The organism is Gammaproteobacteria bacterium, assembly GCA_034522055.1.
Lineage (GTDB): Bacteria > Pseudomonadota > Gammaproteobacteria > JAABTG01 > JAABTG01 > JAABTG01.
Window position 1 is genome coordinate 552,668 of sequence record JAXHLS010000002.1, and the last position, 25,524, is coordinate 578,191.

Here is a 25,524-nt window from a genome sequence, read left to right on the forward strand (position 1 = left end):
CCCTCTCGTCCCATGAGCACGACCCTCTCCCCTTCATCGACGCCCGCGGGCCTGTTCCTCGGCATCGACTTCGGCACCTCGGGCTGCCGGGCGGTGCTGGTGGACGGCCGGGGCGAGGAAGTAGGGCGGACCCAGGTCCCCCTGCCCGCACCCGAGGGCAGCGACGGCCACGCCGAGCAGGCGCCGGCCCTGTGGTGGGAGGCCCTGGTGGCGGTGGTGCGGGCCCTGGGGCTGGAGGCCCGGCCGGCGCCCGTGGTGGCCGTGGCGGTGGACGGCACGTCCGCCTCCCTGCTGCTGGCGGACGCCGGGGGCCGTCCCCTCGGCCCCGCCCTCATGTACAACGACCGCCGCTCCGTGGCGGAGGCCGCGGCGGTGGCCCGGGTGGCGCCGCCCGGCAGCGCCGCCCACGGGCCCACGGCGGCCCTGGCCAAGCTGCTGCACCTGGCGCCGCGCCACGGCGCGGCCGCCCACGCTCTGCACCAGGCGGACTGGGTCACGGGCCGCCTGCTGGGCCGCTTCGGCCACAGCGACGAGAACAATGCCCTCAAGCTGGGTTACGACCCGGCCGCCCGCCAGTGGCCGGCCTGGCTGGACGAACTGGGGGTGGAGCGCCGCCTGCTGCCCGCGGTGGTGCCCCCTGGCACTCCCCTCGGCACCGTGGGGGCCGAGGCCGCCCGCGAACTGCGCCTGGGCGGAAACCCCAGGGTCATGGCCGGCACCACCGACAGCACCGCCGCCTTCATCGCCGCCGGTGCCTCTGACCCCGGCGACGCCGTCACCTCCCTGGGCAGCACCCTGGTGCTCAAGGTCCTCGCCACCACCCCCGTGAGCGCCCCGGAATACGGCGTCTACAGCCACCGCCTGGGGGATGTCTGGCTGGCGGGCGGGGCCTCCAACAGCGGCGGCGCGGCCCTGCTGCGCCACTTCGACCATGACCAACTCCAGGCCCTCACCCCCCGCCTGTGCCCCGACGAACCCACCGGCCTGGACTACTACCCCCTGCCCGCCAGCGGCGAGCGCTTCCCGGTCAGCGACTCCACCCTGACACCCCGGGAGGCCCCCCGCCCCGCCGACGACGTACGGTTCCTGCAGGGCCTGCTGGAGGGCATGGCGGCCATCGAGGCCCGGGGCTACCGCCTGCTGCAGGAACTCGGCGCCCCCTACCCCCGCCGGGTCATCACCACCGGCGGCGGCGCCGCCAACCAGGCCTGGCGGGTCATGCGCGAACGGGCCCTTGGCGTCCCCGTGACCGTGGCCACCCACGGCGACGCCGCCTACGGCGCCGCCCTGCTTGCTCTGCGCGGCTGCCGGGACAATGACTGATTAACCAATGACTGATTAACTACGAAAGACGCGAAAGGCGCGAAAAAATAAAAAACTGAGGAAAGCTGAATTATTCGTTTTCCTGCACGACCTATGAATGGGCCGTCGTCTCAGTCACTTAAGCTTTGGAAACGCATTCGCTTAAAACGAGTTCTTCACGAATCACTTCGGCTATCTGTGATAGCGAGGATTCGGGCAACCACCCTTCCCCTTCAAGAATCGGTTGTTTTTTCGCGCCTTTCGCGTCTTTCGTAGTTAAAAAATCTTTTCATCCATGATTTGGCGGGTGCCCGTGGAATGGCCTAGGATCCGGGGTTGCTCAAACCCCCAGGGACCCCATGGCCAAGCTCAAGAACAACCCCGTCACCGGGGCCACCTATCTGATACGCGGCATTCCCCTCATCTTCAAGAAGGGCGTCAAGCGCTTCGTGGCCGTGCCCCTGCTCATCAACATCGTGCTGTTCGTGTTCGCCGTCTATTTCGCCCTCGGCCAGGTGCAGGCGCTGGACCTGTGGCTGCAGGAGCAACTGCCCGGCTGGCTGGAATGGCTCACCTGGGTGCTCTATCCCCTGTTCGGCCTGGCCATGCTGCTGGCGGTGTTCTTCGGCTTCTCCGTGCTGGCCAACATCATCGCGGCGCCCTTCAACGCCTTCCTCGCCGATGCCGTGGAACGCCAGCTCACCGGTCGCAAGGCCGAGGGGTCCGGCGCCGGGGTGGTGCGGGAGGTGCTGGTGACCATCGGTGCCGAATTGCGCAAGCTGCTCTACTTCGCCACCTGGGGCATACCGCTGCTGATCCTGTCGGTGATCCCCGGCCTCAATATCGCGGCACCGTTCCTGTGGGCCCTGTTCGGCGCGTGGATGCTGGCGGTGGAGTACACGGATTACCCCATGGGCAACCACGGCATCACCTTCCCGCGCCAGAAGAAGATCCTGGCGGGACGACGGCTGCTGTCCCTGGGTTTCGGCGGCATGGCCACGGTGGCCCTGATGATACCGGTGGCCAACTTCGTGGTGATCCCGGTGGCGGTGGCGGGCGCCACGGCCCTGTGGGTGGACCAGTTTAAGGACGCCCCGGGCACCGCGGTCGACTCCGCCGCCGACCCAGCCTGAGGGTCAGCCGCTGCGGCCCGGCGTCAGGACAGATACCCCGCCAGGCGCTCCACCCCCTCCTCCAGGCGGGCCAGGGAGGTGGTGTAGGAAAAGCGCACATGGCGGGCCGCCCCGTGGGCGCCGAAGTCCCGTCCCGGCGTCACCGCCACTCCCGTACGCTCCAGGAGGTCGAAGCAGAAGGCGTAACTGTCGTCGGTGAAGGGGCTGCAATCGGCGTACACGTAGAAGGCGCCGGTGGGCTCCACCGGGATGCCGAAACCGAGGTCCCGCAGGGCCGGCACCAGGAAGTCCCGGCGTTCCCTGAAGGCATCGCGGCGGGCGTCCAGGATCTCCAGCGTGGCGGGCTCGAAGGCCGCGAGGGCCGCGTACTGGGAGATGGTGGGGGCGGAGATGAACAGGTTCTGGGCGAGACGGTCAAGCTCCGGCACCAGGTACTCGGGGGCCACCAGCCAGCCCAAGCGCCAACCCGTCATGCCGAAATACTTGGAGAAGCTGTTGATCACCAGCAGGTCCTCTCCCAGGGACAGGGCGGTGAAGTCCTCGCCATCGTAGACCAGCCCCTGGTATATCTCGTCCACCAGGAGATGAATATCCCGTTGCCAGGTTTCATGGTGAATGGCCGCCAGTTCGGCGCCGGACAGGGTTGTGCCGGTGGGATTGGAGGGCGTGGCCACCAGCACCCCGCGGGTGGCGGGGGTGGCGTGTTCGCGCACATGGGCGGCCGTGAGCTGGTAGGCCGTGTCGGCCGCCACCGGCACGCCCACCGCCCGGCCCTCCACGAAACGCACGAAATGACGATTGCAGGGATAACCCGGATCCGCCAGCAGCACCTCGTCCCCGGGGCCCACCACGGTCCCTATGGCGAGCAGCAGGGCACCGGAGGAGCCGGTGGTGATGAGGATGCGCTCGGGACCCACGTGCAGGCCATAGCGCCGCTGATAATAGCCCGCGATGGCCTCCCGCAGGGCCATCACCCCGGTGGCCGGGGTGTAGCGGGTGCGCCCCGCCGCCAGGGCCTGCTGGCCCGCCTCCAGGATGGGCGCCGGAGTATCGAAATCCGGCTCCCCCAGCTCCATGTGGATAATATCCCGCCCCGCCGCCTCCAGGGCCTTGGCCCGCGCCAACACCTCCATGACGTAGAAACTGTCTATTGCGCGCACCCGCGCCGTGGCGCCCAGGGAAGTCGGGGCTGCGGATTGATCTGTCATGGGCGCAATTTTGAATTCTGAATTTTGAATTTTGAATTCCGGTGTTCGCTGCGCTCACCATTAACGTGAAAGTCGCGAAGCACGATCTCCCCCTCTCCCTTTGGGAGAGGGATGGGGTGAGGGAACGAACATGGCGATACGCGCTCCTCTTTCATCATCTTGGCCGGCGCGTAACGCCATGAGAGTTAATCATGAAAAAACCCCGTGCGCCCCGGCGCACTCATCAATTCATAATTCAAAATTCAAAATTGGCGGCCCTGTGAACTTCACGTACCAACTCGACATCAAGCCACTCGTGGCCGCCGGCATCCCCCCCCAGCACCCCAAACGGCCGCTCCACCTCTCCCATGGAATCCAACACCAGGGCGGCGCCGGTGAAGTCGTGGTCCACCGTGAAGGTGCTCGTGGTGACGATGACCGGCAGGCCCGCACCCCGGGCCGCACGCACCCCGGGGCCGGAGTCCTCGAAGGCGATGGCCGCGGTGGGAGCCAACCCCATCTCCCTCAGCACGTATTCGTAGATGTCCGGGGCCGGCTTCTTGTGGGGCACCACCCCGCCGGCCCCCACCACCTCGAACCAGTCCATGGCGCCGGGGCCAAGGGTGTGCTCCAGCAGCGCCTCCACGTTGGCCGGGGTGGTGGTGGTGGCGATGGCCAGGCGCAAGCCCGCCTCCCGGGCCTCCCGCAGCAGGCGTTCGACCCCGGGGCGCAGGGCGATGGCGCCGCCCTCCAGCATGGCCACGTAGTGGCGGGTCTTGGCCGCGTGGAGGGCGGCAATGGACTCGTTCACGGGTTCGGGGGGCCGGGTGGCAGGCTCCCAGGCCTTCAGGTAATGGGCCATGCGCTCCTTGCCGCCGGTGACCTCCAGCAGGCGGGTGTAATCCCCCGTACTCCACTCCCAGTCGAGGCCGGCGTCCGCGAAGGCGTGATTGAACGCCGCCAGATGCCCGGCCTCGGTATCCGCCAGGGTACCGTCCACGTCGAATATCAGGGCTTCCAGGGTAGCCATTACGGAGCCTCCAGTCAGGGGCCACGGACTCTACCACGCGATTCCGACCCGGGCCACGCCACGGCGGCCCGTTCGTTGCGCCTATACGGGGCTTCTGGTATACAGGCGCGCTTGATTTGCGCAAGCCTCTCCTCAACAACGGGGCTGACGCTGGAACAACCGGACGGGCCGGTATCAACCGGCCCTGGCCTGACATCGAGACCTCTTCGAGTTTTGAAGGTCGCGCGGGAGTAGACATAGATGCCTGAGCAAATACCCCAAGGACAGATCGAGCCCTACCAGGAGAAAAAGGGCGAGGAGTACATGAACGACCGTCAGGTTGAGCATTTCCGCGCCATCCTGGAGGATTGGCGCAAGCAGCTCATGATGGAGGTGGATCGCACCGTGCACCACATGCAGGACGACGTCACCAACTTCCCGGATCCCAACGATCGGGCCAGCCAGGAGTCCGATTTCGCGTTGGAACTGCGTACCCGCGACCGGGAACGCAAGCTCATCCGCAAGATCGACAAGACCCTGGACAACCTCGACAACGGCGATTACGGCTACTGTGAGTCCTGCGGCGTCGAGATCGGCATCCGCCGCCTGGAAGCCCGCCCCACCGCCACCCTGTGCGTGGACTGCAAACAGCTCGAAGAGATCAAGGAAAAGCAACGGGCCTGAACGGGGAACCACACCACGCTGCCGGCCCGCCGCCGGCGGCCTATGTAGGCCGGTTCGCCCCCTCGCCCACCGGCCCGCTGCACTTCGGCTCCCTGGTGGCGGCGGTGGGCAGCTACCTGGAAGCCCGGCGCCACGGCGGCACGTGGCTGGTGCGCATGGAGGATGTGGACGAGCCACGCACCGTGGCCGGGGCCGCCCACGGTATCCTCGCCACCCTCGAGCGTTATGGGCTGCGATGGGACGGCCTGGTCCTCTACCAGAGCGACCGTTCCGCCATCTATCACGCCGCCCTCCAGCGCCTTCTGCAAGGCCACCAGGCCTTCCCCTGCGGCTGTACCCGCAAAGAGGTGGGCGGTGGCGTGTATCCCGGCACCTGCCGCCTCGGCCTGCCCCGGGGCCGCGAGCCCCGCTCGGTGCGGGTGCATACCGCGGGAGTCCGCATCACCGTACGGGACCAGGTCCAGGGCACCTTCATCCAGGACCTGGAGCGCGATGTCGGGGACTTCGTGGTGAAGCGAGGAGACGGCTATATCGCTTACCAGCTGGCGGTGGTGGTGGACGATGCCGAGCAGGGCGTGACCCACGTGGTGCGCGGCGCCGATCTGCTGGATTCCACGCCCCGCCAGGTCCATCTCCAGCGCCTCCTGGGTTATCCCGAACCCGCTTACCTGCACCTGCCCGTGGCCATCAACAGCTGGGGCAACAAGCTCTCGAAGCAGACCGGCGCCGCGGCCGTCGACCACCACCCCCCGGTGAGCGTGCTGTGGAAGGTGATGGATTTCCTCAATCAAGGGCCGCCGCCGGAGCTGGCCCGGGCGGACCTGCCGGGCTTCTGGTCGTGGGCCTACGCCGCATGGGATGCGGAACGCGTGCCGCACATGACCGCCATCCAGGTCTCCAACCACCTGCTGGACCCGGCCTGACCGGGAACGGGTGATCGGTGTTGGGGCGTGATGCCTGCCCTTATAGAGTGCATTACACAGCGCAACGCACATTGTTGGTGCTTACCGCGCCCAGTGCAGCTGCGCTGTATGCATGTCGAACCCCGTCATTACCTGTTTTGCCCGACTTGCATAAGCTGGCATGGAGATTGCTCCCGCATACTCGAGAAATACAACGGATTGTTGCGCTGAACCGCAGCAGCTGTGTCTCTGGGGCATGGGGAGCATGCAGGAAAAGGACAGATTTATTGCGATGTTGATCCGCGGCCTGGCGCGCTGGGACAGGCGGGCGGTAACGCTCCAGCGCAGTACAGTCCCGCCGGGCCCCCTTGCCTTGTGGGGGCAACTGCTGCATGTCCTGCGCTGAACCGGCCCTGCAGGGCGAAACCGCTCCGGCCGGCTGGCAGGCCGAACTCGCACTGCGGCTGGCGCACCGGGACGGGCGCACCCGGGTGGTGCAGCGCCGACATCGGGGCCCGCTCAATCTGCAACGGGCCTTTTATCCCGAAGGCGAGGTGGCGCATCTATATCTGCTGCATCCACCCGGCGGGGTGGTCGGCGGCGATGATCTGCAGATCGACATCCAAGTCGACGCCGGGGGACACGCCGTGGTGACAACACCGGCCGCGGGGAAGCTCTATCGCAGTGACGGACGCCGTGCGCGGCTGCGTCAAACCCTGAAACTGGAGCCGGCAGCCGTGCTGGAGTGGCTGCCGCAGGAAACCATCGTCTATGCGGGTGCCGAGGCCGACAGCCTGACGCGGGTCGAACTCCAGCCGGGGAGCCGCTTCATCGGTTGGGAGATGTTGTGTCTGGGGCGCCCTGCCGCAGGCGAGGCCTTCGAGCACGGCGACCTGCGCCAGCGTTTCGAGATCTGGCGCCAGGGGCAACCACTGTGGCTGGAGCGGGCACGATTCATTGGCGGCTCCGCCGCCCTGGCCGCGGCCTGGGGCCTGCACGGGCGGCCACTCGCCGCCACCCTGGTTGCCGTCGGCAGCGCCCACGATCTGGCGCCAAGGATACGCAACGAGGTCGAGGTCGGGCCCGATGAGGCCTTTGCCGTTACCCAGCTCGACGACGTGCTGGTATGCCGCTATCTCGGGGTGCAGGCGCAGCGGGCGCGCCAGTGCCTGACGCGGGCCTGGCAGCTTGTCCGTCCGGCCCTGCTCGGTTGCGAGGCCTGCGTGCCCCGGGTCTGGAACACATGAACTTCTCAAATACAGGGAACTGACCGTATGGAACTCAATCCGCGTGAAAAAGACAAGCTGCTGGTATTTACCGCCGCCCTGGTCGCCGAGCGGCGCCGGGCGCGTGGCCTGAAATTGAATTATCCCGAGGCCGTGGCCTTGATCAGCGCCGCCATCATGGAGGGCGCACGCGACGGCCGGACGGTCGCCGAGCTGATGAGTGAAGGCGCGACGCTGCTCAGCCGCGACGATGTCATGGAGGGCGTGGTCGAGATGATCCCAGACGTGCAGGTCGAAGCGACCTTTCCCGACGGGACCAAGCTGGTCACCGTACATAACCCGATCGTCTGATCCTGCAGACGTGCCAACCGCAGGGGAATCGAAGACATGATACCCGGTGAACTCATCCCCGCCGAAGGGGATATAGAACTCAACGCAGGCCGTGCCACCGTGACGCTGACTGTCGCCAATACCGGCGACCGCCCGGTACAGGTGGGCTCTCATTATCACTTTTACGAAACCAACGCCGCACTGGAGTTCGACCGCGCAAAGGCACTCGGCTACCGACTCAACATCCCGGCCGGCACGGCAGTGCGCTTCGAACCCGGGCAGGGCCGCGAAGTGGAACTGGTGGCCTATTCCGGCGCGCGCCAGGTGTATGGCTTCAACGGCAGGGTGATGGGACCACTGGAGACAGCGACATGAGCCAAATCGACCGCCATGCCTACGCAGAGATGTACGGCCCGACCGTGGGTGATCGCATCCGCCTGGGTGATACCGAACTCTTCATCCAGGTCGAATCGGACCGCACCATCTATGGCGAAGAGGTCAAGTTCGGAGGCGGCAAGGTGATCCGCGACGGCATGGGCCAGAGCCAGCGCTGTGCCTCTGAGGTCGTGGATGTGCTGATCACCAACGCCCTGATCCTGGACCACTGGGGCATCATCAAGGCCGATGTGGGTATCAAAGATGGCCGCATCGCCGGCATCGGCAAGGCAGGCAATCCGGATGTGCAGCCGGGCGTGGACATCGTCATCGGCCCCGGCACCGAGGCGATCGCCGGCGAGGGACTGATACTCACGGCTGGCGCCATAGACGCCCACATTCATTTCGTCTGCCCTCAACAGGTCGAAGAGGCCATGATGTCGGGGGTGACCACCATGCTCGGAGGCGGCACCGGGCCGGCAGCCGGTACCAACGCGACCACCTGTACACCCGGGCCCTGGAACATCCGGCGCATGTATCAGGCGGTGGAGGAACTGCCGATCAATTTCGGTTTTTACGGCAAAGGCAACGCCAGCCTGCCACAGGCGCTGGACGAGCAGCTCGATGCCGGTGCCATGGGTCTGAAGCTGCACGAGGACTGGGGCACCACGCCGGCCGCCATTGACAACTGCTTGAGCGTGGCGGAGCGCTACGACGTGCAGGTGGCCATTCATACCGATACCTTGAACGAATCCGGTTTTATCGAGGACACCCTGGCGGCGATGAAAGGTCGCGCCATACACACCTATCACACCGAGGGAGCGGGCGGCGGCCATGCCCCCGACATCATCAAGGCCTGCGGAGCAGCCAACGTGCTGCCCTCATCCACCAATCCGACGCGCCCCTACACCGTCAATACGGTCGACGAACATCTGGACATGCTGATGGTGTGCCATCATCTCGATCCGCACATCGCTGAAGATATCGCCTTTGCCGAATCGCGTATCCGCCGCGAGACCATCGCCGCCGAGGATATCCTGCACGATCTCGGCGCCTTCTCCATGATCGCCTCGGACGCACAGGCCATGGGCCGTGTCGGGGAGGTCATCTCGCGCACTTGGCAGACGGCGCACAAAATGAAGGTGCAGCGCGGTTCCCTGCCGGGAGATCCAGCCGGACACGATAACTTCCGTGCCAAACGCTATATCGCCAAATACACCATCAACTCGGCCATCACCCACGGCATCGCCGGGGAGGTCGGCTCGGTGGAAGTGGGCAAGCTTGCCGATATAGTGCTGTGGAAGCCCGCCTTTTTCGGTGCCAAGCCCGCCCTGATCATCAAGGGCGGCATGATCGTCGCCGCGCCCATGGGTGATCCCAACGGCTCCATCCCCACACCACAGCCGGTGCATTACCGTCCCATGTTTGCCGCCTTCGGTGGGGCACGTACCGCCACCAGCGTGAGCTTTGTCTCCCGCGCAGGACTGGAGCGAGGAATGGGCGATGCCCTGGACCTGCGCAAGCGATTGGTAGCGGTGAAGGACTGTCGCAGTGTGCGCAAGTGGGACATGATCCATAACGGCTATCAACCCCACATGGAGGTCGACCCGCAGACCTACGAGGTACGCGCCGATGGCGAGCTTCTGATCTGTGAACCGGCAACCGAACTACCGCTGGCACAGCGTTATTTTCTGTTCTGACTGGGTTGGCCATGCTCAAAGTCAGTGAAATCCTCGCCCGGCCTCAACCGGCGCAATACAGCCTGACCCTGCCATTCTCGGAGCGCCAGCGCAGCCGGCTGCGTACCCGGCTGGATAGTGGTGAGGTGGTCGGGCTTTGGCTACCGCGCAGCCGGGTCCTGCGCGGCGGCGACTGTCTGCGCACGGATACCGGCGAAGTAATAGAGGTTCGTGCCGCCAGCGAGAACGTCAGTACCGCATCTACCCCCGATCCGGTACTGCTGGCCCGAGCCGCCTATCACCTGGGCAACCGCCATGTCCCCCTGCAGGTGGGCAGTGGATGGCTGCGCTATGAGCACGATCCCGTGCTGGACCACATGACGCACGAACTCGGCTTGAGCGTAATCCCGGAGCAGGCCCCGTTCGAGCCCGAAGCGGGCGCCTATCATGGCGGACATCATCACCCAACCGACGCCGTTGTCCATCAACACACACATGCCCATGACTGAGGCCGACGCGGCATGCAGTCCTCTGCTGCGATTGTTGCAGCTGGTGAGCCCGGCCTTGCCCGTGGGCGCCTATGCCTATTCCCAGGGCATGGAATACGCCGTGCATGCGGGTTGGATACATGATGAAGATACCGCCCGAGACTGGATTGGAGAGCTGCTGGCGCACTCGGTCAGTTCTCTGGATGCGCCGGTACTGATCAGGCTGTATGACGCATGGGAGCGGGATCACCGGGTGGAGTTGCATTACTGGAGTCGGTTGCTCTATGCCAGCCGGGAATCGGCGGAGCTGCAGGCGGAGGATCGGGCGCTGGCAAGCGCGATGATGAGACTGCTGGCCGACCTCGGAATCCCTGAGGCGAAAACGTCAATCGAGTATGCAGCTGTGACATACGCCGCATTGTTTGCCCTTGCCGCCCGTCGCTGGCAAGTCCCGGTAGGGGAGGCGGTGCAGGGCTATCTCTGGGCTTGGGCGGAAAACCAGGTCGCCGTCGCCCTCAAGCTGGTGCCTCTCGGCCAGACGGCGGGCCAGCGCATTCTGCTGCAGATCGGATGCCAGATTCCGGCATTGGCACAACAGGCGATGATGATCACCGACGAGGAAATCGGACAGCTCAGCCATGGCCTGGCCATGGCCAGCGCCTGGCACGAGACCCAGTACACGCGGCTGTTCCGGTCGTGACGGGCGTATCGATTCTTTGCAGTTCATTTAGAGAGGCGGTATGAAAGACAAACAGGCATTACGGGTGGGCATAGGCGGACCGGTGGGCTCGGGTAAGACGGCGCTGGTTGAGGCCCTGTGTCGTGCCATGCGGGATCAATACAGCATCGCGGTGGTTACCAACGATATCTATACCCGCGAGGATGCCGAGTTCCTGACCCGGAGAGCAGCCCTGCCGACTGAGCGCATCATCGGGGTCGAGACCGGTGGTTGTCCGCACACCGCCATCCGTGAAGATGCATCCATGAACCTCACCGCCGTGGAGGAACTCATACATCGCTTTCCCGATCTCGACCTGGTGCTGGTGGAGAGCGGGGGTGACAACCTGAGCGCCACCTTCAGTCCGGAATTGTCCGATCTGACCCTGTATGTCATCGACGTTGCCGCCGGGGACAAGATTCCGCGCAAGGGAGGGCCGGGGATTACACGTTCGGATCTGTTGGTAATCAACAAGACCGACCTCGCGCCCATTGTTGGCGCATCCCTGGAAGTCATGGACCGCGATGCTCGAAAGATGCGAGGCGACCGCCCTTTTGTCTTCACCAATCTCAAATCCGGCGTTGGTGTTGATGAAATTCACTCCTTCATTGTTCACCAAGGTATGCTGGCTCGGGCATCAGAACGTGTCGTTCCCTTGTGATGGAAACACCATAGCCACCGTGCATGGCCGCCCCAGAATCGGGCATGATTCGACCCGCCATGCACCACTAACACGCAATTACTCCCCTATAGAAACCGCTGTAACCAAGACGACATCTTAACTGATTGTATTTTTACCAATTTGTTAAATGGCATGTCTTTTGCCTCTCCGAATGCGCATGTGTTCCTGGGTTCTCTTGAACGGAACTCGGCGACACATCCGGGACGTAAGCTTAAACGTGAAATTAAAAATCGGGGAGTCAATCATGAAAAAGAAATGGAAAATAAAAACCTTATCGCTACTTGTAGGTTCGGCATCGTGCCTTGTTTCACCCGTTCACGCAGCCGGAAAGATTGAATGGGGCGATACGAAATGGATCAGTGTGGGAGCCGGCGTTCGAAGTTCATTCGCGAGCATCGAGGATGCAGCTCCCAATGGCGATGATCACTCGCGGGATTTCAATCTGGACAATGCACGGATCTACATCAATGGCCAGATCCACGAGAACGTCAAAATAGAATTCAATACGGAATGCGTGTTCTGCAGCAACGACGATCTGCGGGATTATGACGTTCTCGACGCCATCGGTAAGTTCGAATTCAACAAGTACTTTAATATCTGGGCGGGACGGTTGCTGGTACCCGCCGATCGTGCCGAGATGAGCGGGCCGTTCTATGCCAACACGTATGACTTCAACAAGACCCCCTTCTATCCCGCCGACTTCAGCGTGGAGTTCGGCAACGGCGGCGCCGGAGTGTTCGGTCGCGACCACGGATTGACCGTGTGGGGCGCGGCGGGCCCGGAAGACAAATTTCAGTATGCAGTGGGTGTATTCGACGGGCTGCGATCCGACGGCGGATCCGGGCCGAACCGGGATGACAGTTTCCTGTATGGCGCTCGCATCGCCTACAACTTCATGGCCAGGGAACAGAATCCCGGCTACTACACCAGCAGCACCTACTACGGTAATGCGAGCGACATCCTGACCCTGGGCTATGCCGTGCAATACCAGGAAGACGGGGCCGGGTCATTTGCAAACCCCGGGGACTTTCTCGGTATGAGCGTGGACCTGCTGTGGGAGACGGTGCTCGATCGAGGTGTTGTTACCGTCGAAGGCGAATACAAAACTTTCGATTCGGACTTCAGCACCGCGGCGTTTGCAGATACTGACTGCTTCTGCATGTTTGATGGGGACGCCTGGACCGTGACGGGCCTGTATCTGATGAGCGATAAGGTGGGTATCGGGCAATTTCAGCCCTACATCCGTTTTACCGCGGTAAGCCCCGACGAAAGTTCCGACAGGGACGAAGTAGAGCTGGGTCTCAATTACATCATCAATGGACACAATGCACGCATTTCCGCTTTCTATCAGCATGGTGATATTGCCACGAAGGGGTTGGATTACTCCCCAACCGCGACCGGCGATGAAGTAGGCGCATTCAAGATTGCGCTGCAGTTGCAAATCTGACTGCCGTCTAATTTGCAAATCTAAGAAAATCTCAGGAGAAAATCATGAAGTCGAAAAACATCAAGCTGTGGCTGCTAGGCGCTCTGTCCACGTTGTTCATGAGTTCGGGACCCTTACAAGCGCAGGAACCGATCAAGGTCGGGATTCTGCACTCACTGTCCGGCACCATGGCCATCAGTGAAACCACGCTCAAGGATACCGTATTGATGCTTATCCAGGAGCAGAATGAGAAAGGGGGAGTCCTGGGACGCCAACTTGAGCCCGTCGTGGTCGATCCGGCATCCAATTGGCCGCTGTTCGCGGAAAAGACGCGAGAGCTGGTCGCCAAGGAGAAGGTTGACGTCATCTTCGGCTGTTGGACATCGGTATCGAGAAAATCCGTGCTGCCGGTCATCGAAGAACTGAACGGGCTGCTGTTCTATCCCGTGCAGTACGAGGGCGAGGAATCATCCAAAAACGTGTTCTACACCGGGGCGGCACCCAACCAGCAGGCCATTCCAGCGGTGGATTACCTGATGAATGATTTGGGTGTGAAACGCTGGGTGCTGGCAGGTACCGACTATGTCTATCCCCGCACCACCAACAAGATCCTGGAGGCTTATCTCAAATCCAACGGCGTCAAGGATGCCGACATCATGATCAACTACACGCCTTTCGGCCACTCGGACTGGCAGAGCATTGTCTCCGACATCAAGAAATTCGGCGCGACAGGTAAAAAGACCGCCGTAGTTTCGACCGTCAACGGCGATGCCAACGTACCCTTCTACAAGGAACTGGGCAACCAGGGTATTTCTGCCGAGGACATACCAGTGGTGGCATTTTCCGTAGGCGAGGAGGAGCTCTCTGGCATTGATACCGGCCCGCTGGTCGGTCACCTGGCAGCCTGGAACTACTTCATGAGCGTGGATACGGCCGCCAACGACGAGTTCATCAGCAATTGGCTTGAGTACATTGGTGATGATGCTCGTGTCTCCAATGATCCCATGGAGGCGCATTACATCGGTTTCAACATGTGGGTGAAGGCGGTCGAGAAGGCCGGCACGACCGACACCGACGCCGTGGTCGATGCGATGGTCGGGATTACCGTGCCGAACCTGAGTGGAGACTATGCCACCATGATGCCCAACCATCACCTGACCAAGCCGGTGCTGATCGGGGAGATCCAGGACGATGGTCAGTTCCAGGTGGTGTGGAAGACGCCGGCTACGGTAGTTGGTGATGCCTGGTCCGACTATCTCCCGGGTTCCAGGGATCTCATTTCCGACTGGCGCAAGCCCCTGTCGTGCGGCAACTACAACGTCAAGACCGGTACGTGCTCCGGCCAAAACTTCTAGTGACTGGCGGGCACCGGGATGCCTATGGCCCGGTGGCCCGTTTTATCGATTTCCGCCGTTCAGCCGTTGTCGCTCTGACAGACAGGCGAGTGAAATGAAGAGTGCGAACAAAATCCACAAGTGGTTGCTGGCCGTGCTTTGGACGCTGCTGGCAAATGGCGCCATGGCGGTACCCGCAAGTCCCGCTTCGGCATTGGAGGAGAACGTCCAGGCACTCAATGCCGATTCCTTCGCCGGCAGGGAAAAAGCCATCATGAAGCTGAGTGCACAGAAGCATGAGGGGGTTACCAGGCTATTGCGATCCCTGCTGGAAGGCGACCTCTACTACAGAAAGGCCGACGGGCGGGTGGTGCTTGCTCGGCGTGAAGGACGGGGCTATGCCATCTCCGACGCCGTGTCCGGTAAAGAACTCGGCGAGGTCGGGCGCCGCGACGTGAAAAGGATCGCCATCAACAACCGGCTGCGTTCTCTGCTGCGCGATGAAATCGCAAGACTCAGCCTCGGCAGTCCCGATCCCCGAATCCGTTTGAATTCCGTGCAACAGATGTACGGTGAGCTGGAACCCGCCGGAATCGCGCTGCTGGAGAAGCTCAAGCGAACGGAACGCGATGATGGCGTACTTGCCGCCATCGAGGCCGCCCTGGCTCTGGCGGAACTGAAATCCGACGACTTGGACCGGCAGCTCGATGCCGTCGAACGCCTCTCCGGCAGCCTGGAGCCGGCGGTGCGCAACGAGCTGCAGGCACTGGTCGCCAGAAACAGTGACGGTGATTACGTGGTAACCGATCGACAGCTGCGCGAGGCGGCTGATCGGGCGCTCCAGTCCATCGAAACGATGCGCCACATGAGCCGTCTGGTCGAGACCACCTTCTTTGGTCTGAGCCTGGGTTCCGTCCTGCTGCTGTCGGCTATCGGCCTGGCCATCACCTTCGGCGTCATGGGTGTGATCAACATGGCCCATGGCGAGCTGATGATGCTCGGCGCCTACACCACCTACCTCGTACAGGCCGCAATGCCCAATCACATCGATCAGTCCCTGTTCGTCGCCATACCGGCGGCCTTCCTGGTGGCGGGGGCCTTCGGCGTGGCGATCGAGCGCGGCATTATTCGCTTTCTCTATGGCCGGCCGCTGGAAACCCTGCTGGCCACCTTTGGCGTGAGTCTGATCCTGCAGCAGCTTGTGCGCACCACCATTTCGGCGCAGAACGTCACCGTCTCCAATCCCTCCTGGATGAGTGGATCATTGGATCTGAACCCGGCGTTGTCGCTCACCTTCAATCGCCTGTATATCCTGGCGTTCGCCATCCTGGTGTTTATCGGGTTAATGCTGATCCTGAAACAGACCGCCCTGGGACTGCAGGTGCGCGCAGTAGCGCAGAACCGCGCCATGGCCCGGGCGATGGGTATCCGCAGCGACTGGGTCGATGCCATGACCTTCGGGTTGGGCTCGGGTATTGCGGGTATCGCCGGCGTCGCCCTGAGTCAGTTGACCAACGTCGGACCCAACATGGGCCAGGGTTATATCATCGATTCCTTCATGGTGGTGGTGTTCGGCGGCGTGGGCAACCTGTGGGGAACCCTGGTCGGCGCCTTCTCTCTGGGCGTGGCCAACAAGTTCTTGGAACCCTGGGCTGGCGCCGTGCTAGCCAAGATCCTGGTGCTGGTTCTCATCATCCTGTTCATTCAGAAACGTCCGCGCGGCCTTTTTCCGCACAAGGGCAGGACGGCGGAGGGTTGAGCATGGGTATCATATTCGAAGGCTACAGGCGCGATTTCGCGGGCAACAACATGCTCATTGTACTGTTGGTGGTGACGGTCACGGTCTCCGTGCTCAATCTGGCGGTGCCGGAGAGTTCGCCGTTGCATGTATCCACCTATACCGTAACCCTGCTCGGCAAGTACCTCACTTATGCGCTGCTGGCACTGGCCGTGGATCTGATCTGGGGCTATTGCGGCATCCTCTCGCTTGGCCACGGTGCCTTCTTCGCACTGGGTGGCTATGCCATGGGCATGTACCTGATGCGCCAGGTCGGTGACCGAGGGGTGTACGGCAACCCGGAGTTGCCGGATTTCATGGTATTTCTCGATTGGGATAGCCTGCCCTGGTACTGGCTCGGCTTCGATATGTTCTGGTTTGCCGCGCTGATGGTACTGCTGGTGCCGGGGGTGCTGGCCTTCGTGTTCGGCTGGTTCGCCTTCCGCTCGCGGGTCACGGGCGTATATCTTGCGATCATCACCCAGGCGTTGACCTATGCCCTGATGCTGGCCTTTTTCCGCAACGAGATGGGGTTCGGCGGCAACAACGGCCTGACGGACTTCAAGGACATCCTCGGTTTCGATTTGCAGACCGACGCAACCCGTGTGGCGCTGTTCATCGCCTCGGCGGCGGCAGTCGGCGGGGCCTATCTACTGGGACGCTATATCGTCAATTCCAAGCTCGGTAAAGTGATCATCGCGGTACGTGATGCCGAAGATCGCACGCGTTTTATCGGCTACCGGGTGGAGGTATACAAACTATGGCTGTTCGTGGTTTCCGCCATGCTGGCAGGCGTGGCGGGGGCGCTCTATGTGCCTCAGGTCGGCATCATCAATCCGAGCGAGTTCTCACCACTGCAGTCCATCGAGGTGGTGATCTGGGTTGCCATCGGCGGGCGCGGCACACTCTACGGGGCGGTCGTCGGCGCCCTGCTGGTCAACTACGCCAAGACCTGGTTCACCGGCGTCATACCCGAGTTCTGGCTGTTCGCCCTGGGGGCGTTGTTCGTGGTGGTGACATTGTTGCTACCGCGCGGACTGGTCGGTCTGGCCGGTTCGCTCAAAAGCCGCCGGGAGGCAGCGACATGAAGACACTGGATCAGACGCGGGAACTCATGCGCCAAGATCGGGTATGGGATTTCATGCTACCCAAGGTCAGTCGCAACCGACTGCTGGACACACATAAGGGCCCCATCCTCTACCTGGAGGATGTCACCGTCAGCTTCGACGGTTTCCGTGCGCTGGATGCACTCGATATCTATATCGACGACGGCGAGCTGCGCTGCATCATCGGCGCCAACGGCGCGGGAAAAACCACCATGATGGATGTCATCACCGGCAAGACGCGGCCGGACACGGGTTCTGTCTATTTCGGACAGAGTATCGACCTGTTGCGCATGTCGGAGCCTGAGATCGCGGAGATCGGCATCGGCCGCAAGTTCCAGAAGCCGACCGTGTTCGAACACCATACAGTGTTCGACAATCTCTTCCTTGCCATGCGTGCTGAGAAGGGCGTCTGGACGACTCTCACAGCCAAGCTCAGCGGCGAACAGAAGGATCGCATCGATGAGGTCCTGGCAATCATCGGCCTCACTGAACAACGCCCAGATCGTGCCGGCCTGCTGTCGCACGGCCAGAAGCAGTGGCTGGAGATCGGTATGCTGCTAATGCAGGACCCGCGCCTGCTGCTGGTCGACGAACCCGTTGCCGGCATGACCGCACAGGAGACCGAGGGCACCGCTGAACTGCTCACCTCGCTGGCCGGCAAGCACTCGGTCGTTGTGGTGGAGCATGACATGGAATTCGTCCGATCCATTGCCCGCACCGTCACCGTGCTGCACCAGGGCAGCGTACTGGCCCAAGGCAGCATGGACGCGGTCCAGAACGACCCGCGGGTGATCGAAGTCTACCTGGGGGAATAGCCGTGCTGTCCATCGAGAAACTTAACCAGTATTACGGCGAGAGCCATATCCTGTGGGATCTGGACCTGGATATCACAGCCGGTTCCTGCACCTGTCTGATGGGGCGCAACGGTGTGGGTAAGACCACTTTGCTCAAGTGCATCATGGGCCTGCTGCCTATTCGTTCCGGCGCCATTCGCTTCGACGGTCAGGACCTGGCGAAACAGGCGGCCGAGCAACGCGCCCGTCTCGGCATCGGGTACGTCCCCCAGGGTCGCGAGATCTTCTCCCAGCTTACGGTGGAGGAAAATCTACGCACCGGCCTGGCGGCGCGCCGGGACGGTTTGAAGGAGATCCCGGAACGCATATTCGAACTCTTCCCGGTACTGAAGCAGATGCTCAAACGCCGGGGCGGCGACCTCTCCGGCGGCCAGCAGCAGCAACTCGCCATCGGCCGAGCGCTGGCGATCGATCCCAATATGCTCATATTGGATGAGCCCAATGAAGGTATCCAACCCAACATCGTGCGCGAGATCGGTGACATTATTTTGCGTCTGAACCGGGAGGAGGGACTGACCGTGCTGCTGGTAGAACAGAAACTCAAGTTCGCTCGGCGGGTAGGACAGAGTTTCTGCTTGATGGAGAAAGGCCGGTTCGTCGCACGCGGGGAGATGCGCGAGCTGTCCGACGAACTGATCGGCCGTCACCTGGCGGTGTAGTGGGGCCTGAGGATATCCACCCACAAAAAATTGGCTCGTCAGCAATTTGAATGTCGGGATGAAGCCCGACCCACATCCGTGCCCAAGAAATGAGCGGTGGGGGTGATATGTAGGTCGGGCTTCAGCCCGACACCCAACGCTGGCGGGTGGTACCGACCCGGCGCGAGGTATGCCCCGGGGGTTTGAATGTCGGGATGAATCCCGACCTACATCCGTGCCATAGGAATGGGCAGGGGGTGTTGTGTAGGTCGGGCTGTAGGTCGGGCTTCAGCCCGACAGCCCGCGGGTGATTCCGGCCCGGCCTATGGTGTGCCCGGCGGGGTTTAATGTCGGGATGAATCCCGACCTACATTCGTGCCAAAGGAATGGGCGGTGGTGGGTATCTGTAGGTCGGGCTGTAGGTCGGGCTTCAGCCCGACACCCAACCTTTTCCTTTTCGCGTTTTTTCGCGTCTTTCGTGGTTCCCCATTTAATGACGCTACGGGGATACTGCCTCCAGCCAGCGGCCGTAGAGGGCATCCGCCACGCCGTGGAGGGCGTCGATGCGGGCGTCGAGGTCGGCGGCCATGGCCTCCGGGGTCTGCACCGCGGGCGACCCGGCGGCCGTGGTGAGTTCCTGCCGGTAGCGTTCGATCCACTCCCGCACCAGCTCCGCCGTCATCTCCACATGGAACTGCAGGGCCAGCACCGTGTTGCCCAGGGCGAAGCCCTGGTGGGGGCAGCGATGGCTGGCGAACAGATGCTGCGCATTTGCCGGCAGCCCGAAGGTCTCGCCGTGCCAGTGGAAGGCGGGAAAGCGCTCGGGCAGCCCCTCGAGCCAGGGGTTGTCACCGGCGGAGGCCGCGGCATAGACCTCATGCCAGCCGATCTCCTTCACCGCATTGGCCGTGACCTCCGCCCCCAGGGCCCGGGCGATGAGCTGCCCCCCCAGGCAATGGCCCAGCAGGGGCACACCGGCGGCCGCGGCGGCCTCGATGAGGGCCAGTTCGTCCCGCACCCAGGGCAGGTCGTCGTTGACGCTCATCGGCCCGCCCATGAACACCAGTCCGGACGCCCGCGGCTGCCGCGGCACCGGCTCGCCCGCATCGACCCGCACCATGTGGCTGGGCAGGCCGCGGTCTTCCAGCACCCGGCCCAGGTAGCCGGGGCCCTCGCAATCGATGTGACGAAAGATGATGATGGGGTCCATGGGTCAACTCGGTTTAAGAATGGCCGATAATTCTACCTTACTCACGGTGACCGCCCCTGCCATGATCCGAAGGCTGCTCCCTCATATCCCCGCCGCTGCCCTGGTACTGGCCCTCCTCGCCCCCGCTCCGGGGGCGGCGGTGGAGCGCATCGAGGTCATGGCGCTGTTCAAGGACCGCGCCGTGATGCGCCTGGACGGACGGCAGCGCATGCTGGTGGCGGGCGAGCGCTCGCCGGAGGGCGTGCTGCTGGTGGAGGCGGACGCCAACGGGGCGGTGGTGGAGGTGGACGGCGAGCGGCGCAGCCTCAGCCTCGGCAACCGCATCAGCGGCCGCTATGCGCCGCCGGAGGGCACCGAGGATATCGTCCATGTGGCCCCCGATGGCCGCGGCATGTATGTCATCAACGGCAGCATCAACGGCTTCCAGGTGCGCTTCCTGGTGGATACGGGGGCGTCTCATATCGCCATCAACTCGCACTTGGCACGCCGTGTGGGCATCCGATACATGGAGGAAGGCCAGCAGGGGATCACGTCCACCGCATCCGGAGTGACCACCAGCTACCAGGTCACCCTCGACCGCGTGCGCGTGGGGGACATCGAACTCCGCGACGTCGCCGCCACGGTGCTCGACGGCGATTTCCCCAGCGAGGCCCTGCTGGGCATGAGCTTCCTCGGCAAGGTGGACATGAACCGCAACGGCGGCATCCTTCAGCTCAAGCGCAGGCGCTGAAGGCCCGGGTACGGTCTCCAGCAGGCTGTCGGGCTGAAGCCCGACCTACAGCCCGGCCTACCCCCCCCACCGCCCATTCCTTTGGCACGAATGTAGGTCGGGATTTATCCCGACATTCAAACCCGCCGGGCACACCACAGACCGGGCCGGAATCACCCGCGGGCTGTCGGGCTGAAGCCCGACCTACAGCCCGACCTACCCCCCCCACCGCCCATTCCTTTGGCACGAATGTAGGTCGGGATTTATCCCGACATTAAACCCCGCCGGGCACACCACAGGCCGGACCGGAATCACCCGCAGGCTGTCGGGCTGAAGCCCGACCTACAGCCCGACCTACCCCCCCCCACCGCCCATTCCTTTGGCACGAATGCAGGTCGGGATTTATCCCGACATTAAACCCCGCCGGGCACACCACAGGCCGGACCGGAATCACCCGCAGGCTGTCGGGCTGAAGCCCGACCTACAGCCCGACCTACCCCCCCCACCGCCCAGTCCTTTGGCACGAATGTAGGTCGGGATTTATCCCGACATTCAAACCCGCCGGGCACACCACAGGCCGGGCCGGAATCACCCGCGGGCTGTCGGGCTGAAGCCCGACCTACCCCCCCCCCCACCGCCCATTCCTTTGGCACGAATGTAGGTCGGGATTTATCCCGACAATCAAACAGGTTCCTTGGCGTTCTTGGCGAGAGAAAATTTTCCTCTTCTACACCCACGAATTCTACTGACGAGCCATTTTTTTAAACTACAAAATACGCAAAAGGCGCGAAAAGGGAATGGTCCGGGGGGTCTTACGGCGTGTCTCTAAAACCTTCGCGCAGTTCGCGTTTTTCGTAGTTAAGGCAGCCACTGGACCTCGGGTTGGCCGTCGCGCTGGGCGGTGTGGCGGGCGGTGACGAAGAGCAGGTCGGAGAGGCGGTTGAGGTAACGCAGCACCGGTTCGCTGACTCCCTCGGCGTCCGCCAGGGCCACCAGGGCCCGCTCGGCCCGCCGGCACACCGCGCGGGCATGATGGCACAGGGCCGATGCCCGGCTGCCCCCCGGCAGGATGAAGGCCTTGAGGGGTGGCAGTTCGGCGTCCAGATCGTCGATCCATTGCTCCAGGGCGGCGAAGCCCGCGGCGGGAAACCCGCCCTGCCCCGCCCCCGCCAGTTCGGCACCGAGCACGAACAGGTCCTTCTGGATGGCGGTGAGGCGCTCCCGCACCCGCGCATCCAGGTCCTCGGCGAGCACCAGCCCCAGGGCGCTGTTCAGCTCGTCCAGGTCGCCGAGGACCTGGATTCTGGGGGCGTCCTTGCGGGTGCGGCGCCCGCCCAGCAGGCCGGTGGTGCCGTCGTCGCCGGTGCGGGTGTAAAGCCTGGAAGATCCACTACTCATGCATTGCTCCGGAAAGGGTCTGGCGCCGCCGTACTCAGCGCGCCGTGTATTCCAATGTGACCATCAATCTGCGGTCCTGGGTATTGAAGCCCGAGGCCATTTCGTAGTCCTTGTCCAGGAGGTTGTCGATTCTTGCCCGCAGGTGCAACTCATGAGAAAGGCGATAGTCGCCGGAGACGTTGACCAGGCCGTAACCGGGCAACCGGGTATTGAAATCCTCCCGATCGCCCACCAGCAGCACCTCGGCCTGCAGGTGGCCTTGCCCCAGAATGTCACGGCCCACGGTCAGTTGCATTTTCTCATCGGGACGGCGCAGCAGGCGGCTGTCATCATCATCGTTACGCGGACGCTGCAGGGTCAGATTGGCGTCCAGATGCCAGGGGCCGAGGCGGTCCCGGTACTCCAGCTCCAGGCCCTCGATGGAGGCCTCATCGATATTGATGGCCCGGGAGTTGACCCCCTCGAAGGCGATGAGATCATCGATACGGGTATGGAAGAGGTTGAGGGCCACCCGCCGTTGCGGTCTGTCTGCGGGTTCATAACGCAGCCCCACCTCGGCGCTGCGGGAGCGTTCGGGCTCGAGATCGGGGTTGCCGGCGAAGAACCCGAAGAAACCGGGATCGAACAACTGATTCAGGGTGGGTGCCTTGAAGGCGGTGCCGTAGGAGGCAAAGACCCGCAGGTCGCGGCCCAAGGGGTGTCCCCAGGCCACCTGGCCGGTGGTCTCGCCACCGGCGCGACTGTGGTCGTCATGGCGCACCGAGAACTGGATGTCATGTAACCCCAGCCCGGATTGCAGACCGGCGAAGGCGGCGCGGTTGGTGATGACCTCGTCGAAACGGGCGACGCCGGCGATCCGGTCCACGTTCTCGCCTTCTTCCCGATAGTAGTCCAGGCCGGCACTCAACAGGTGGCGTTCCCCCAGGACGATGTCGTGCTGCCAGCTTGCCGTGAGCCGCTCGCCCTCGATGTCCGAGGCAAAGGCCGAGTCGGTCTCCAGCTCATCGCGGGCATTTCCCACTTCAAGGGAGTGGCCCCAGCGTTCGTTGACCCGCGTATCCAGCGACGCGGTGAGACTCTGGTTGATGCTGTCCTGGGTGCCGATATCGAACTCGATATCCCCCTCGCTGCGCCAGAAGGCCACTGTCAGGGCCAGATCATCGCTGAGGTCCGCATTCCAGCGCGCGCTCAGGCTGCGATTGCGGTAACCATCGTCGTCGGGATCGAAGCCGAAGCCGATGCCCTCGTTGGTGGCCGAGAAGCCGTCCGTGTTGATGGCGGCGACGTTGAGGCTCACGCCATGCCGGCCCGTGGTGGCCCCATAGCCCACGGTACCCTGGAAGGTCCGATCACCGCCGGCACCGATGCTGGCATGGGCCCCGTCGTTGTCGCGGGTGAAGATCTGAATCACCCCGCCGATGGCATCCGAGCCATACAGGCTGGCGCGCGGACCCCGCACGATCTCGATGCGCTCGATCTGTTGCGGGCTGAGATGCTGCCAGGCGAAACCGCCGGTGGTGATGGAGGAGACCCGCACGCCGTCGATGAGCACCAGGACGTGGTCCGAGTTCGTGCCCCGCATGAACAGGCTCACGTTCTGACCGGGGCCGCCGCTGCGGGTCATGTCGATACCGGCCTCGCCCCGCAGCAGTTCGAGCATGCCCTGGGGCTGGCTGCGCTCGATGTCCTCGCGGGTGATCACGGTGACCGGCGCCAGACTCTCACGGGCGGTCACGGCGGTGCGGGTGGCGGTGACCACTACCGGCTCCATGGTATAGGCCTCGGCCAGGACGGCGGCGGGCATGAGCGCCGCGACCAGGGGCACGGCAGCGATGACGAGAAACGCAGGGTATTGTTGCATGGAGGACTCCGAACTGGCGCGGTGGTCCCCTGGAGGCAACAGGCATAGCCATCGTTGACCACTCGCTAGCGGTGGCCGCAGTCGCCATGCGCCGTCCACCGCCCACCGCGGCTACCAACGAAACACTCCAGGCCGGTCTCCGGACTCACGAGCACCGGGTGACTACCCGGAGGGGACGAACGGCCTTCCCGCGGCGTGCCGCAGTGGCTAGGGGTTCGACCCTTGACTCGCCTACCGTTGCGGGGGCAGTGCCGGCCTTGTCGGCGATGGATATCGCGACGCACCGGCTTCCCGTTTCACCCGCACCCTCGATTAGGGCGCGGACACCTGAAGCACGATTGAATCAGATTACTGCAATGACTCCGGACGGGCAGCGGCGCGTCACCGCACCGCCGCCGGCACCCGGTTTTGACCTCAGTGGATGTGGCCGGAACCCTTGATCTCGTGGGCCAGCTTGTTGACCCGGCGGGCCATCTCTTCGTATTCCCGGCGGTACTCCTCGATGAAGGTGCCGCTCTCGGGGACGTAGTAGGTCTTGGGGGCGATGCCGTCCTGGTGCTCGAGTTCGGCAAACTTCGTCTGCATCTCGACCATCTTCCGGATCAGCTCGCTCTTTTCCTTTATCAGGGCCGCTTTATCGGTATCACTCATGGTGCAACGCCTCCATATCGGGGTTCTGAAGATATGCCACGTAATGGTTTAGGGTACACTAATATTGCCAGCACAAACAACCACAGGAGTGACCCCGAGCACGGTTGGACAGCGTCACGGCCGGCCTCCCGTCATGGCCCCTCCCCGCAGCGGGCGACATGGCTGGGCCCCGCGCCCGGGGCCGACGGCCGTCGGCCTTGCATTCACGGGTAGCCCTACTAGATTTAACCGCATGTTTGAACAGGTTTTTCGGAAACGGCGACCATAAAACAATGACAAAGATCTTCAACCACCTGTCCACGGAGGAGGAGCGGCACCTCATCGAGCATGGCGGGCTCCGCCATTACAAACCCGACGCCGTCGTCATCCACGAGGGTGACGCCCACAATGCCATCTACATCATCGATTCCGGCGCGGTGCGCGTGGAAAAGGAAAGCTCCGGCTTCCAACTCGAACTCTCCCGTCTCGGGCCCGGCGAGATCTTCGGAGAGATGTCCTTCGTGGAAGGCCTCGAGGCCAGCGCCTCGGTGGTGGCGGACGGCGACCTAGCGGCCTACCGTATCGATGGCGAGTACATCAACTCGCTGCTCAAGACCAACCCCGGCCTGTTCGGGCGCTTCTACAAATCCCTGGTGGAGATCGTGAGCCGGCGCCTGCGGGAGACCTCCCTGATGGCGGTCACGCCCCACTGGGAGCCCCGGGACGCCCCGAAATTAAAGTCCACCAGCGAGGCCATATAGGGGGCGCCGGGGAGGAATCGGCACAGGCCGGGGGATGGCGCCCGGCAGGCGCGTCCGGGGGCACGAACGGCCCATGGCGCCGCGTTCAGCCCCCCGCGTTCCGCC

The 25,524-nt window shown here is 63.4% G+C and carries 25 protein-coding genes and 1 riboswitch; of the genes, 19 read left to right on the forward strand and 6 right to left on the reverse strand.

Annotated features, from left to right (window positions below; genetic code table 11):
• Positions 1-12 precede the first annotated feature (12 nt).
• Both U5S82_02610 and cysZ read left to right on the forward strand, forming a co-directional pair.
• Positions 13-1,323 carry an FGGY-family carbohydrate kinase gene (locus U5S82_02610; protein MDZ7750561.1) on the forward strand — a complete coding sequence of 437 codons (1,311 nt, stop codon included), beginning with the start codon at positions 13-15 and terminating at the stop codon, positions 1,321-1,323.
• 338 nt (positions 1,324-1,661) lie between these two features.
• Positions 1,662-2,435 carry a sulfate transporter CysZ gene (gene cysZ / locus U5S82_02615; GenBank protein ID MDZ7750562.1) on the forward strand — a complete coding sequence of 258 codons (774 nt, stop codon included), beginning with the start codon at positions 1,662-1,664 and terminating at the stop codon, positions 2,433-2,435.
• A gap of 23 nt (positions 2,436-2,458) precedes the next feature.
• On the opposite strand, the gene U5S82_02620 is transcribed toward cysZ, so the two are convergent.
• Both U5S82_02620 and U5S82_02625 read right to left on the reverse strand, forming a co-directional pair.
• Positions 2,459-3,643 carry a pyridoxal phosphate-dependent aminotransferase gene (locus U5S82_02620; GenBank protein MDZ7750563.1) on the reverse strand — a complete coding sequence of 395 codons (1,185 nt, stop codon included), beginning with the start codon at positions 3,641-3,643 and terminating at the stop codon, positions 2,459-2,461.
• A gap of 235 nt (positions 3,644-3,878) precedes the next feature.
• Positions 3,879-4,652: an HAD family hydrolase gene (locus tag U5S82_02625; protein ID MDZ7750564.1), complete on the reverse strand. Its 774-nt coding sequence runs from the start codon at positions 4,650-4,652 to the stop codon at positions 3,879-3,881.
• A 240-nt stretch (positions 4,653-4,892) separates the two neighbouring features.
• Between U5S82_02625 and dksA the strand changes: the two genes are divergently transcribed.
• From dksA to urtE, 15 genes are all read left to right on the forward strand, one after another.
• Positions 4,893-5,315 (forward strand): RNA polymerase-binding protein DksA, encoded by a 423-nt coding sequence (gene dksA / locus U5S82_02630; protein ID MDZ7750565.1) that lies wholly within the window; start codon positions 4,893-4,895, stop codon positions 5,313-5,315.
• Entirely contained in the window at positions 5,312-6,238 is a 927-nt protein-coding gene (gene gluQRS / locus U5S82_02635; protein ID MDZ7750566.1) for a tRNA glutamyl-Q(34) synthetase GluQRS, read from the forward strand. Before dksA ends, gluQRS begins: the two co-directional genes overlap by 4 nt.
• Positions 6,239-6,609: 371 nt before the next feature.
• Entirely contained in the window at positions 6,610-7,464 is an 855-nt protein-coding gene (locus tag U5S82_02640; protein ID MDZ7750567.1) for an urease accessory protein UreD, read from the forward strand.
• A 27-nt stretch (positions 7,465-7,491) separates the two neighbouring features.
• Positions 7,492-7,794 (forward strand): urease subunit gamma, encoded by a 303-nt coding sequence (locus U5S82_02645; GenBank protein ID MDZ7750568.1) that lies wholly within the window; start codon positions 7,492-7,494, stop codon positions 7,792-7,794.
• 36 nt (positions 7,795-7,830) lie between these two features.
• Complete coding sequence (locus U5S82_02650) at positions 7,831-8,148, forward strand: urease subunit beta (GenBank protein ID MDZ7750569.1); 318 nt, start codon at positions 7,831-7,833, stop codon at positions 8,146-8,148.
• Complete coding sequence (gene ureC, locus U5S82_02655) at positions 8,145-9,848, forward strand: urease subunit alpha (GenBank protein ID MDZ7750570.1); 1,704 nt, start codon at positions 8,145-8,147, stop codon at positions 9,846-9,848. Before U5S82_02650 ends, ureC begins: the two co-directional genes overlap by 4 nt.
• A gap of 11 nt (positions 9,849-9,859) precedes the next feature.
• A complete protein-coding gene (gene ureE, locus U5S82_02660) occupies positions 9,860-10,336 on the forward strand; it encodes an urease accessory protein UreE (protein ID MDZ7750571.1) in 477 nt (158 codons plus the stop codon).
• On the forward strand, positions 10,275-11,015 hold the full coding sequence (locus U5S82_02665; GenBank protein ID MDZ7750572.1) for an urease accessory UreF family protein: 741 nt from the start codon (positions 10,275-10,277) through the stop codon (positions 11,013-11,015). The genes ureE and U5S82_02665 overlap by 62 nt, the downstream gene beginning before the upstream one ends.
• A 40-nt stretch (positions 11,016-11,055) precedes the next feature.
• Positions 11,056-11,694: an urease accessory protein UreG gene (ureG, locus tag U5S82_02670; GenBank protein ID MDZ7750573.1), complete on the forward strand. Its 639-nt coding sequence runs from the start codon at positions 11,056-11,058 to the stop codon at positions 11,692-11,694.
• 265 nt (positions 11,695-11,959) lie between these two features.
• Positions 11,960-13,162, forward strand: coding sequence for a hypothetical protein (locus U5S82_02675; protein MDZ7750574.1), 1,203 nt, complete (start codon positions 11,960-11,962; stop codon positions 13,160-13,162).
• Positions 13,163-13,206: 44 nt separating this feature from the next.
• A complete protein-coding gene (gene urtA, locus U5S82_02680; protein MDZ7750575.1) occupies positions 13,207-14,496 on the forward strand; it encodes an urea ABC transporter substrate-binding protein in 1,290 nt (429 codons plus the stop codon).
• Between the two features lie 94 nt (positions 14,497-14,590).
• Positions 14,591-16,234 (forward strand): urea ABC transporter permease subunit UrtB, encoded by a 1,644-nt coding sequence (urtB, locus tag U5S82_02685; GenBank protein MDZ7750576.1) that lies wholly within the window; start codon positions 14,591-14,593, stop codon positions 16,232-16,234.
• Positions 16,235-16,284: 50 nt separating this feature from the next.
• Entirely contained in the window at positions 16,285-17,340 is a 1,056-nt protein-coding gene (urtC, locus tag U5S82_02690; protein MDZ7750577.1) for an urea ABC transporter permease subunit UrtC, read from the forward strand.
• Complete coding sequence (urtD, locus tag U5S82_02695) at positions 17,337-18,173, forward strand: urea ABC transporter ATP-binding protein UrtD (GenBank protein ID MDZ7750578.1); 837 nt, start codon at positions 17,337-17,339, stop codon at positions 18,171-18,173. The genes urtC and urtD overlap by 4 nt, the downstream gene beginning before the upstream one ends.
• 2 nt (positions 18,174-18,175) lie before the next feature.
• A complete protein-coding gene (gene urtE / locus U5S82_02700) occupies positions 18,176-18,871 on the forward strand; it encodes an urea ABC transporter ATP-binding subunit UrtE (protein ID MDZ7750579.1) in 696 nt (231 codons plus the stop codon).
• Between the two features lie 478 nt (positions 18,872-19,349).
• On the opposite strand, the gene U5S82_02705 is transcribed toward urtE, so the two are convergent.
• Positions 19,350-20,060 carry a type 1 glutamine amidotransferase gene (locus U5S82_02705; GenBank protein MDZ7750580.1) on the reverse strand — a complete coding sequence of 237 codons (711 nt, stop codon included), beginning with the start codon at positions 20,058-20,060 and terminating at the stop codon, positions 19,350-19,352.
• 61 nt (positions 20,061-20,121) lie between these two features.
• On the opposite strand from U5S82_02705, the gene U5S82_02710 reads away from it, so the two are divergent.
• The gene (locus U5S82_02710) at positions 20,122-20,790 is read left to right on the forward strand and encodes a TIGR02281 family clan AA aspartic protease (GenBank protein MDZ7750581.1); all 669 of its coding nucleotides are present in this window, start codon (positions 20,122-20,124) and stop codon (positions 20,788-20,790) included.
• 837 nt (positions 20,791-21,627) lie between these two features.
• Here the strand turns inward: U5S82_02710 and U5S82_02715 are convergent.
• From U5S82_02715 to U5S82_02725, 3 genes are all read right to left on the reverse strand, one after another.
• Positions 21,628-22,167, reverse strand: a complete 540-nt coding sequence (locus U5S82_02715; GenBank protein MDZ7750582.1) for a cob(I)yrinic acid a,c-diamide adenosyltransferase — start codon at positions 22,165-22,167, stop codon at positions 21,628-21,630.
• Positions 22,168-22,201: 34 nt separating this feature from the next.
• Complete coding sequence (locus U5S82_02720) at positions 22,202-24,028, reverse strand: TonB-dependent receptor (GenBank protein MDZ7750583.1); 1,827 nt, start codon at positions 24,026-24,028, stop codon at positions 22,202-22,204.
• 112 nt (positions 24,029-24,140) lie between these two features.
• Positions 24,141-24,374, reverse strand: a riboswitch (cobalamin riboswitch).
• A gap of 68 nt (positions 24,375-24,442) precedes the next feature.
• A complete protein-coding gene (locus U5S82_02725; GenBank protein ID MDZ7750584.1) occupies positions 24,443-24,679 on the reverse strand; it encodes a hypothetical protein in 237 nt (78 codons plus the stop codon).
• A gap of 272 nt (positions 24,680-24,951) precedes the next feature.
• On the opposite strand from U5S82_02725, the gene U5S82_02730 reads away from it, so the two are divergent.
• Positions 24,952-25,419, forward strand: a complete 468-nt coding sequence (locus U5S82_02730) for a cyclic nucleotide-binding domain-containing protein (GenBank protein MDZ7750585.1) — start codon at positions 24,952-24,954, stop codon at positions 25,417-25,419.
• Positions 25,420-25,524 lie beyond the last annotated feature (105 nt).

Coding starts and splice junctions, on each gene's coding strand:
- U5S82_02610 (MDZ7750561.1), top strand. CDS start 13: ATGAGCACGACCCTCTCCCCTTCATCGACGCCCGCGGGCCTGTTCCTC.
- cysZ (MDZ7750562.1), top strand. CDS start 1,662: ATGGCCAAGCTCAAGAACAACCCCGTCACCGGGGCCACCTATCTGATA.
- U5S82_02620 (MDZ7750563.1), bottom strand. CDS start 3,643: ATGACAGATCAATCCGCAGCCCCGACTTCCCTGGGCGCCACGGCGCGG.
- U5S82_02625 (MDZ7750564.1), bottom strand. CDS start 4,652: ATGGCTACCCTGGAAGCCCTGATATTCGACGTGGACGGTACCCTGGCG.
- dksA (MDZ7750565.1), top strand. CDS start 4,893: ATGCCTGAGCAAATACCCCAAGGACAGATCGAGCCCTACCAGGAGAAA.
- U5S82_02640 (MDZ7750567.1), top strand. CDS start 6,610: ATGTCCTGCGCTGAACCGGCCCTGCAGGGCGAAACCGCTCCGGCCGGC.
- U5S82_02645 (MDZ7750568.1), top strand. CDS start 7,492: ATGGAACTCAATCCGCGTGAAAAAGACAAGCTGCTGGTATTTACCGCC.
- U5S82_02650 (MDZ7750569.1), top strand. CDS start 7,831: ATGATACCCGGTGAACTCATCCCCGCCGAAGGGGATATAGAACTCAAC.
- ureC (MDZ7750570.1), top strand. CDS start 8,145: ATGAGCCAAATCGACCGCCATGCCTACGCAGAGATGTACGGCCCGACC.
- ureE (MDZ7750571.1), top strand. CDS start 9,860: ATGCTCAAAGTCAGTGAAATCCTCGCCCGGCCTCAACCGGCGCAATAC.
- U5S82_02665 (MDZ7750572.1), top strand. CDS start 10,275: ATGGCGGACATCATCACCCAACCGACGCCGTTGTCCATCAACACACAC.
- ureG (MDZ7750573.1), top strand. CDS start 11,056: ATGAAAGACAAACAGGCATTACGGGTGGGCATAGGCGGACCGGTGGGC.
- U5S82_02675 (MDZ7750574.1), top strand. CDS start 11,960: ATGAAAAAGAAATGGAAAATAAAAACCTTATCGCTACTTGTAGGTTCG.
- urtA (MDZ7750575.1), top strand. CDS start 13,207: ATGAAGTCGAAAAACATCAAGCTGTGGCTGCTAGGCGCTCTGTCCACG.
- urtB (MDZ7750576.1), top strand. CDS start 14,591: ATGAAGAGTGCGAACAAAATCCACAAGTGGTTGCTGGCCGTGCTTTGG.
- urtC (MDZ7750577.1), top strand. CDS start 16,285: ATGCTCATTGTACTGTTGGTGGTGACGGTCACGGTCTCCGTGCTCAAT.
- urtD (MDZ7750578.1), top strand. CDS start 17,337: ATGAAGACACTGGATCAGACGCGGGAACTCATGCGCCAAGATCGGGTA.
- U5S82_02705 (MDZ7750580.1), bottom strand. CDS start 20,060: ATGGACCCCATCATCATCTTTCGTCACATCGATTGCGAGGGCCCCGGC.
- U5S82_02710 (MDZ7750581.1), top strand. CDS start 20,122: ATGATCCGAAGGCTGCTCCCTCATATCCCCGCCGCTGCCCTGGTACTG.
- U5S82_02715 (MDZ7750582.1), bottom strand. CDS start 22,167: ATGAGTAGTGGATCTTCCAGGCTTTACACCCGCACCGGCGACGACGGC.
- U5S82_02720 (MDZ7750583.1), bottom strand. CDS start 24,028: ATGCAACAATACCCTGCGTTTCTCGTCATCGCTGCCGTGCCCCTGGTC.
- U5S82_02725 (MDZ7750584.1), bottom strand. CDS start 24,679: ATGAGTGATACCGATAAAGCGGCCCTGATAAAGGAAAAGAGCGAGCTG.
- U5S82_02730 (MDZ7750585.1), top strand. CDS start 24,952: ATGACAAAGATCTTCAACCACCTGTCCACGGAGGAGGAGCGGCACCTC.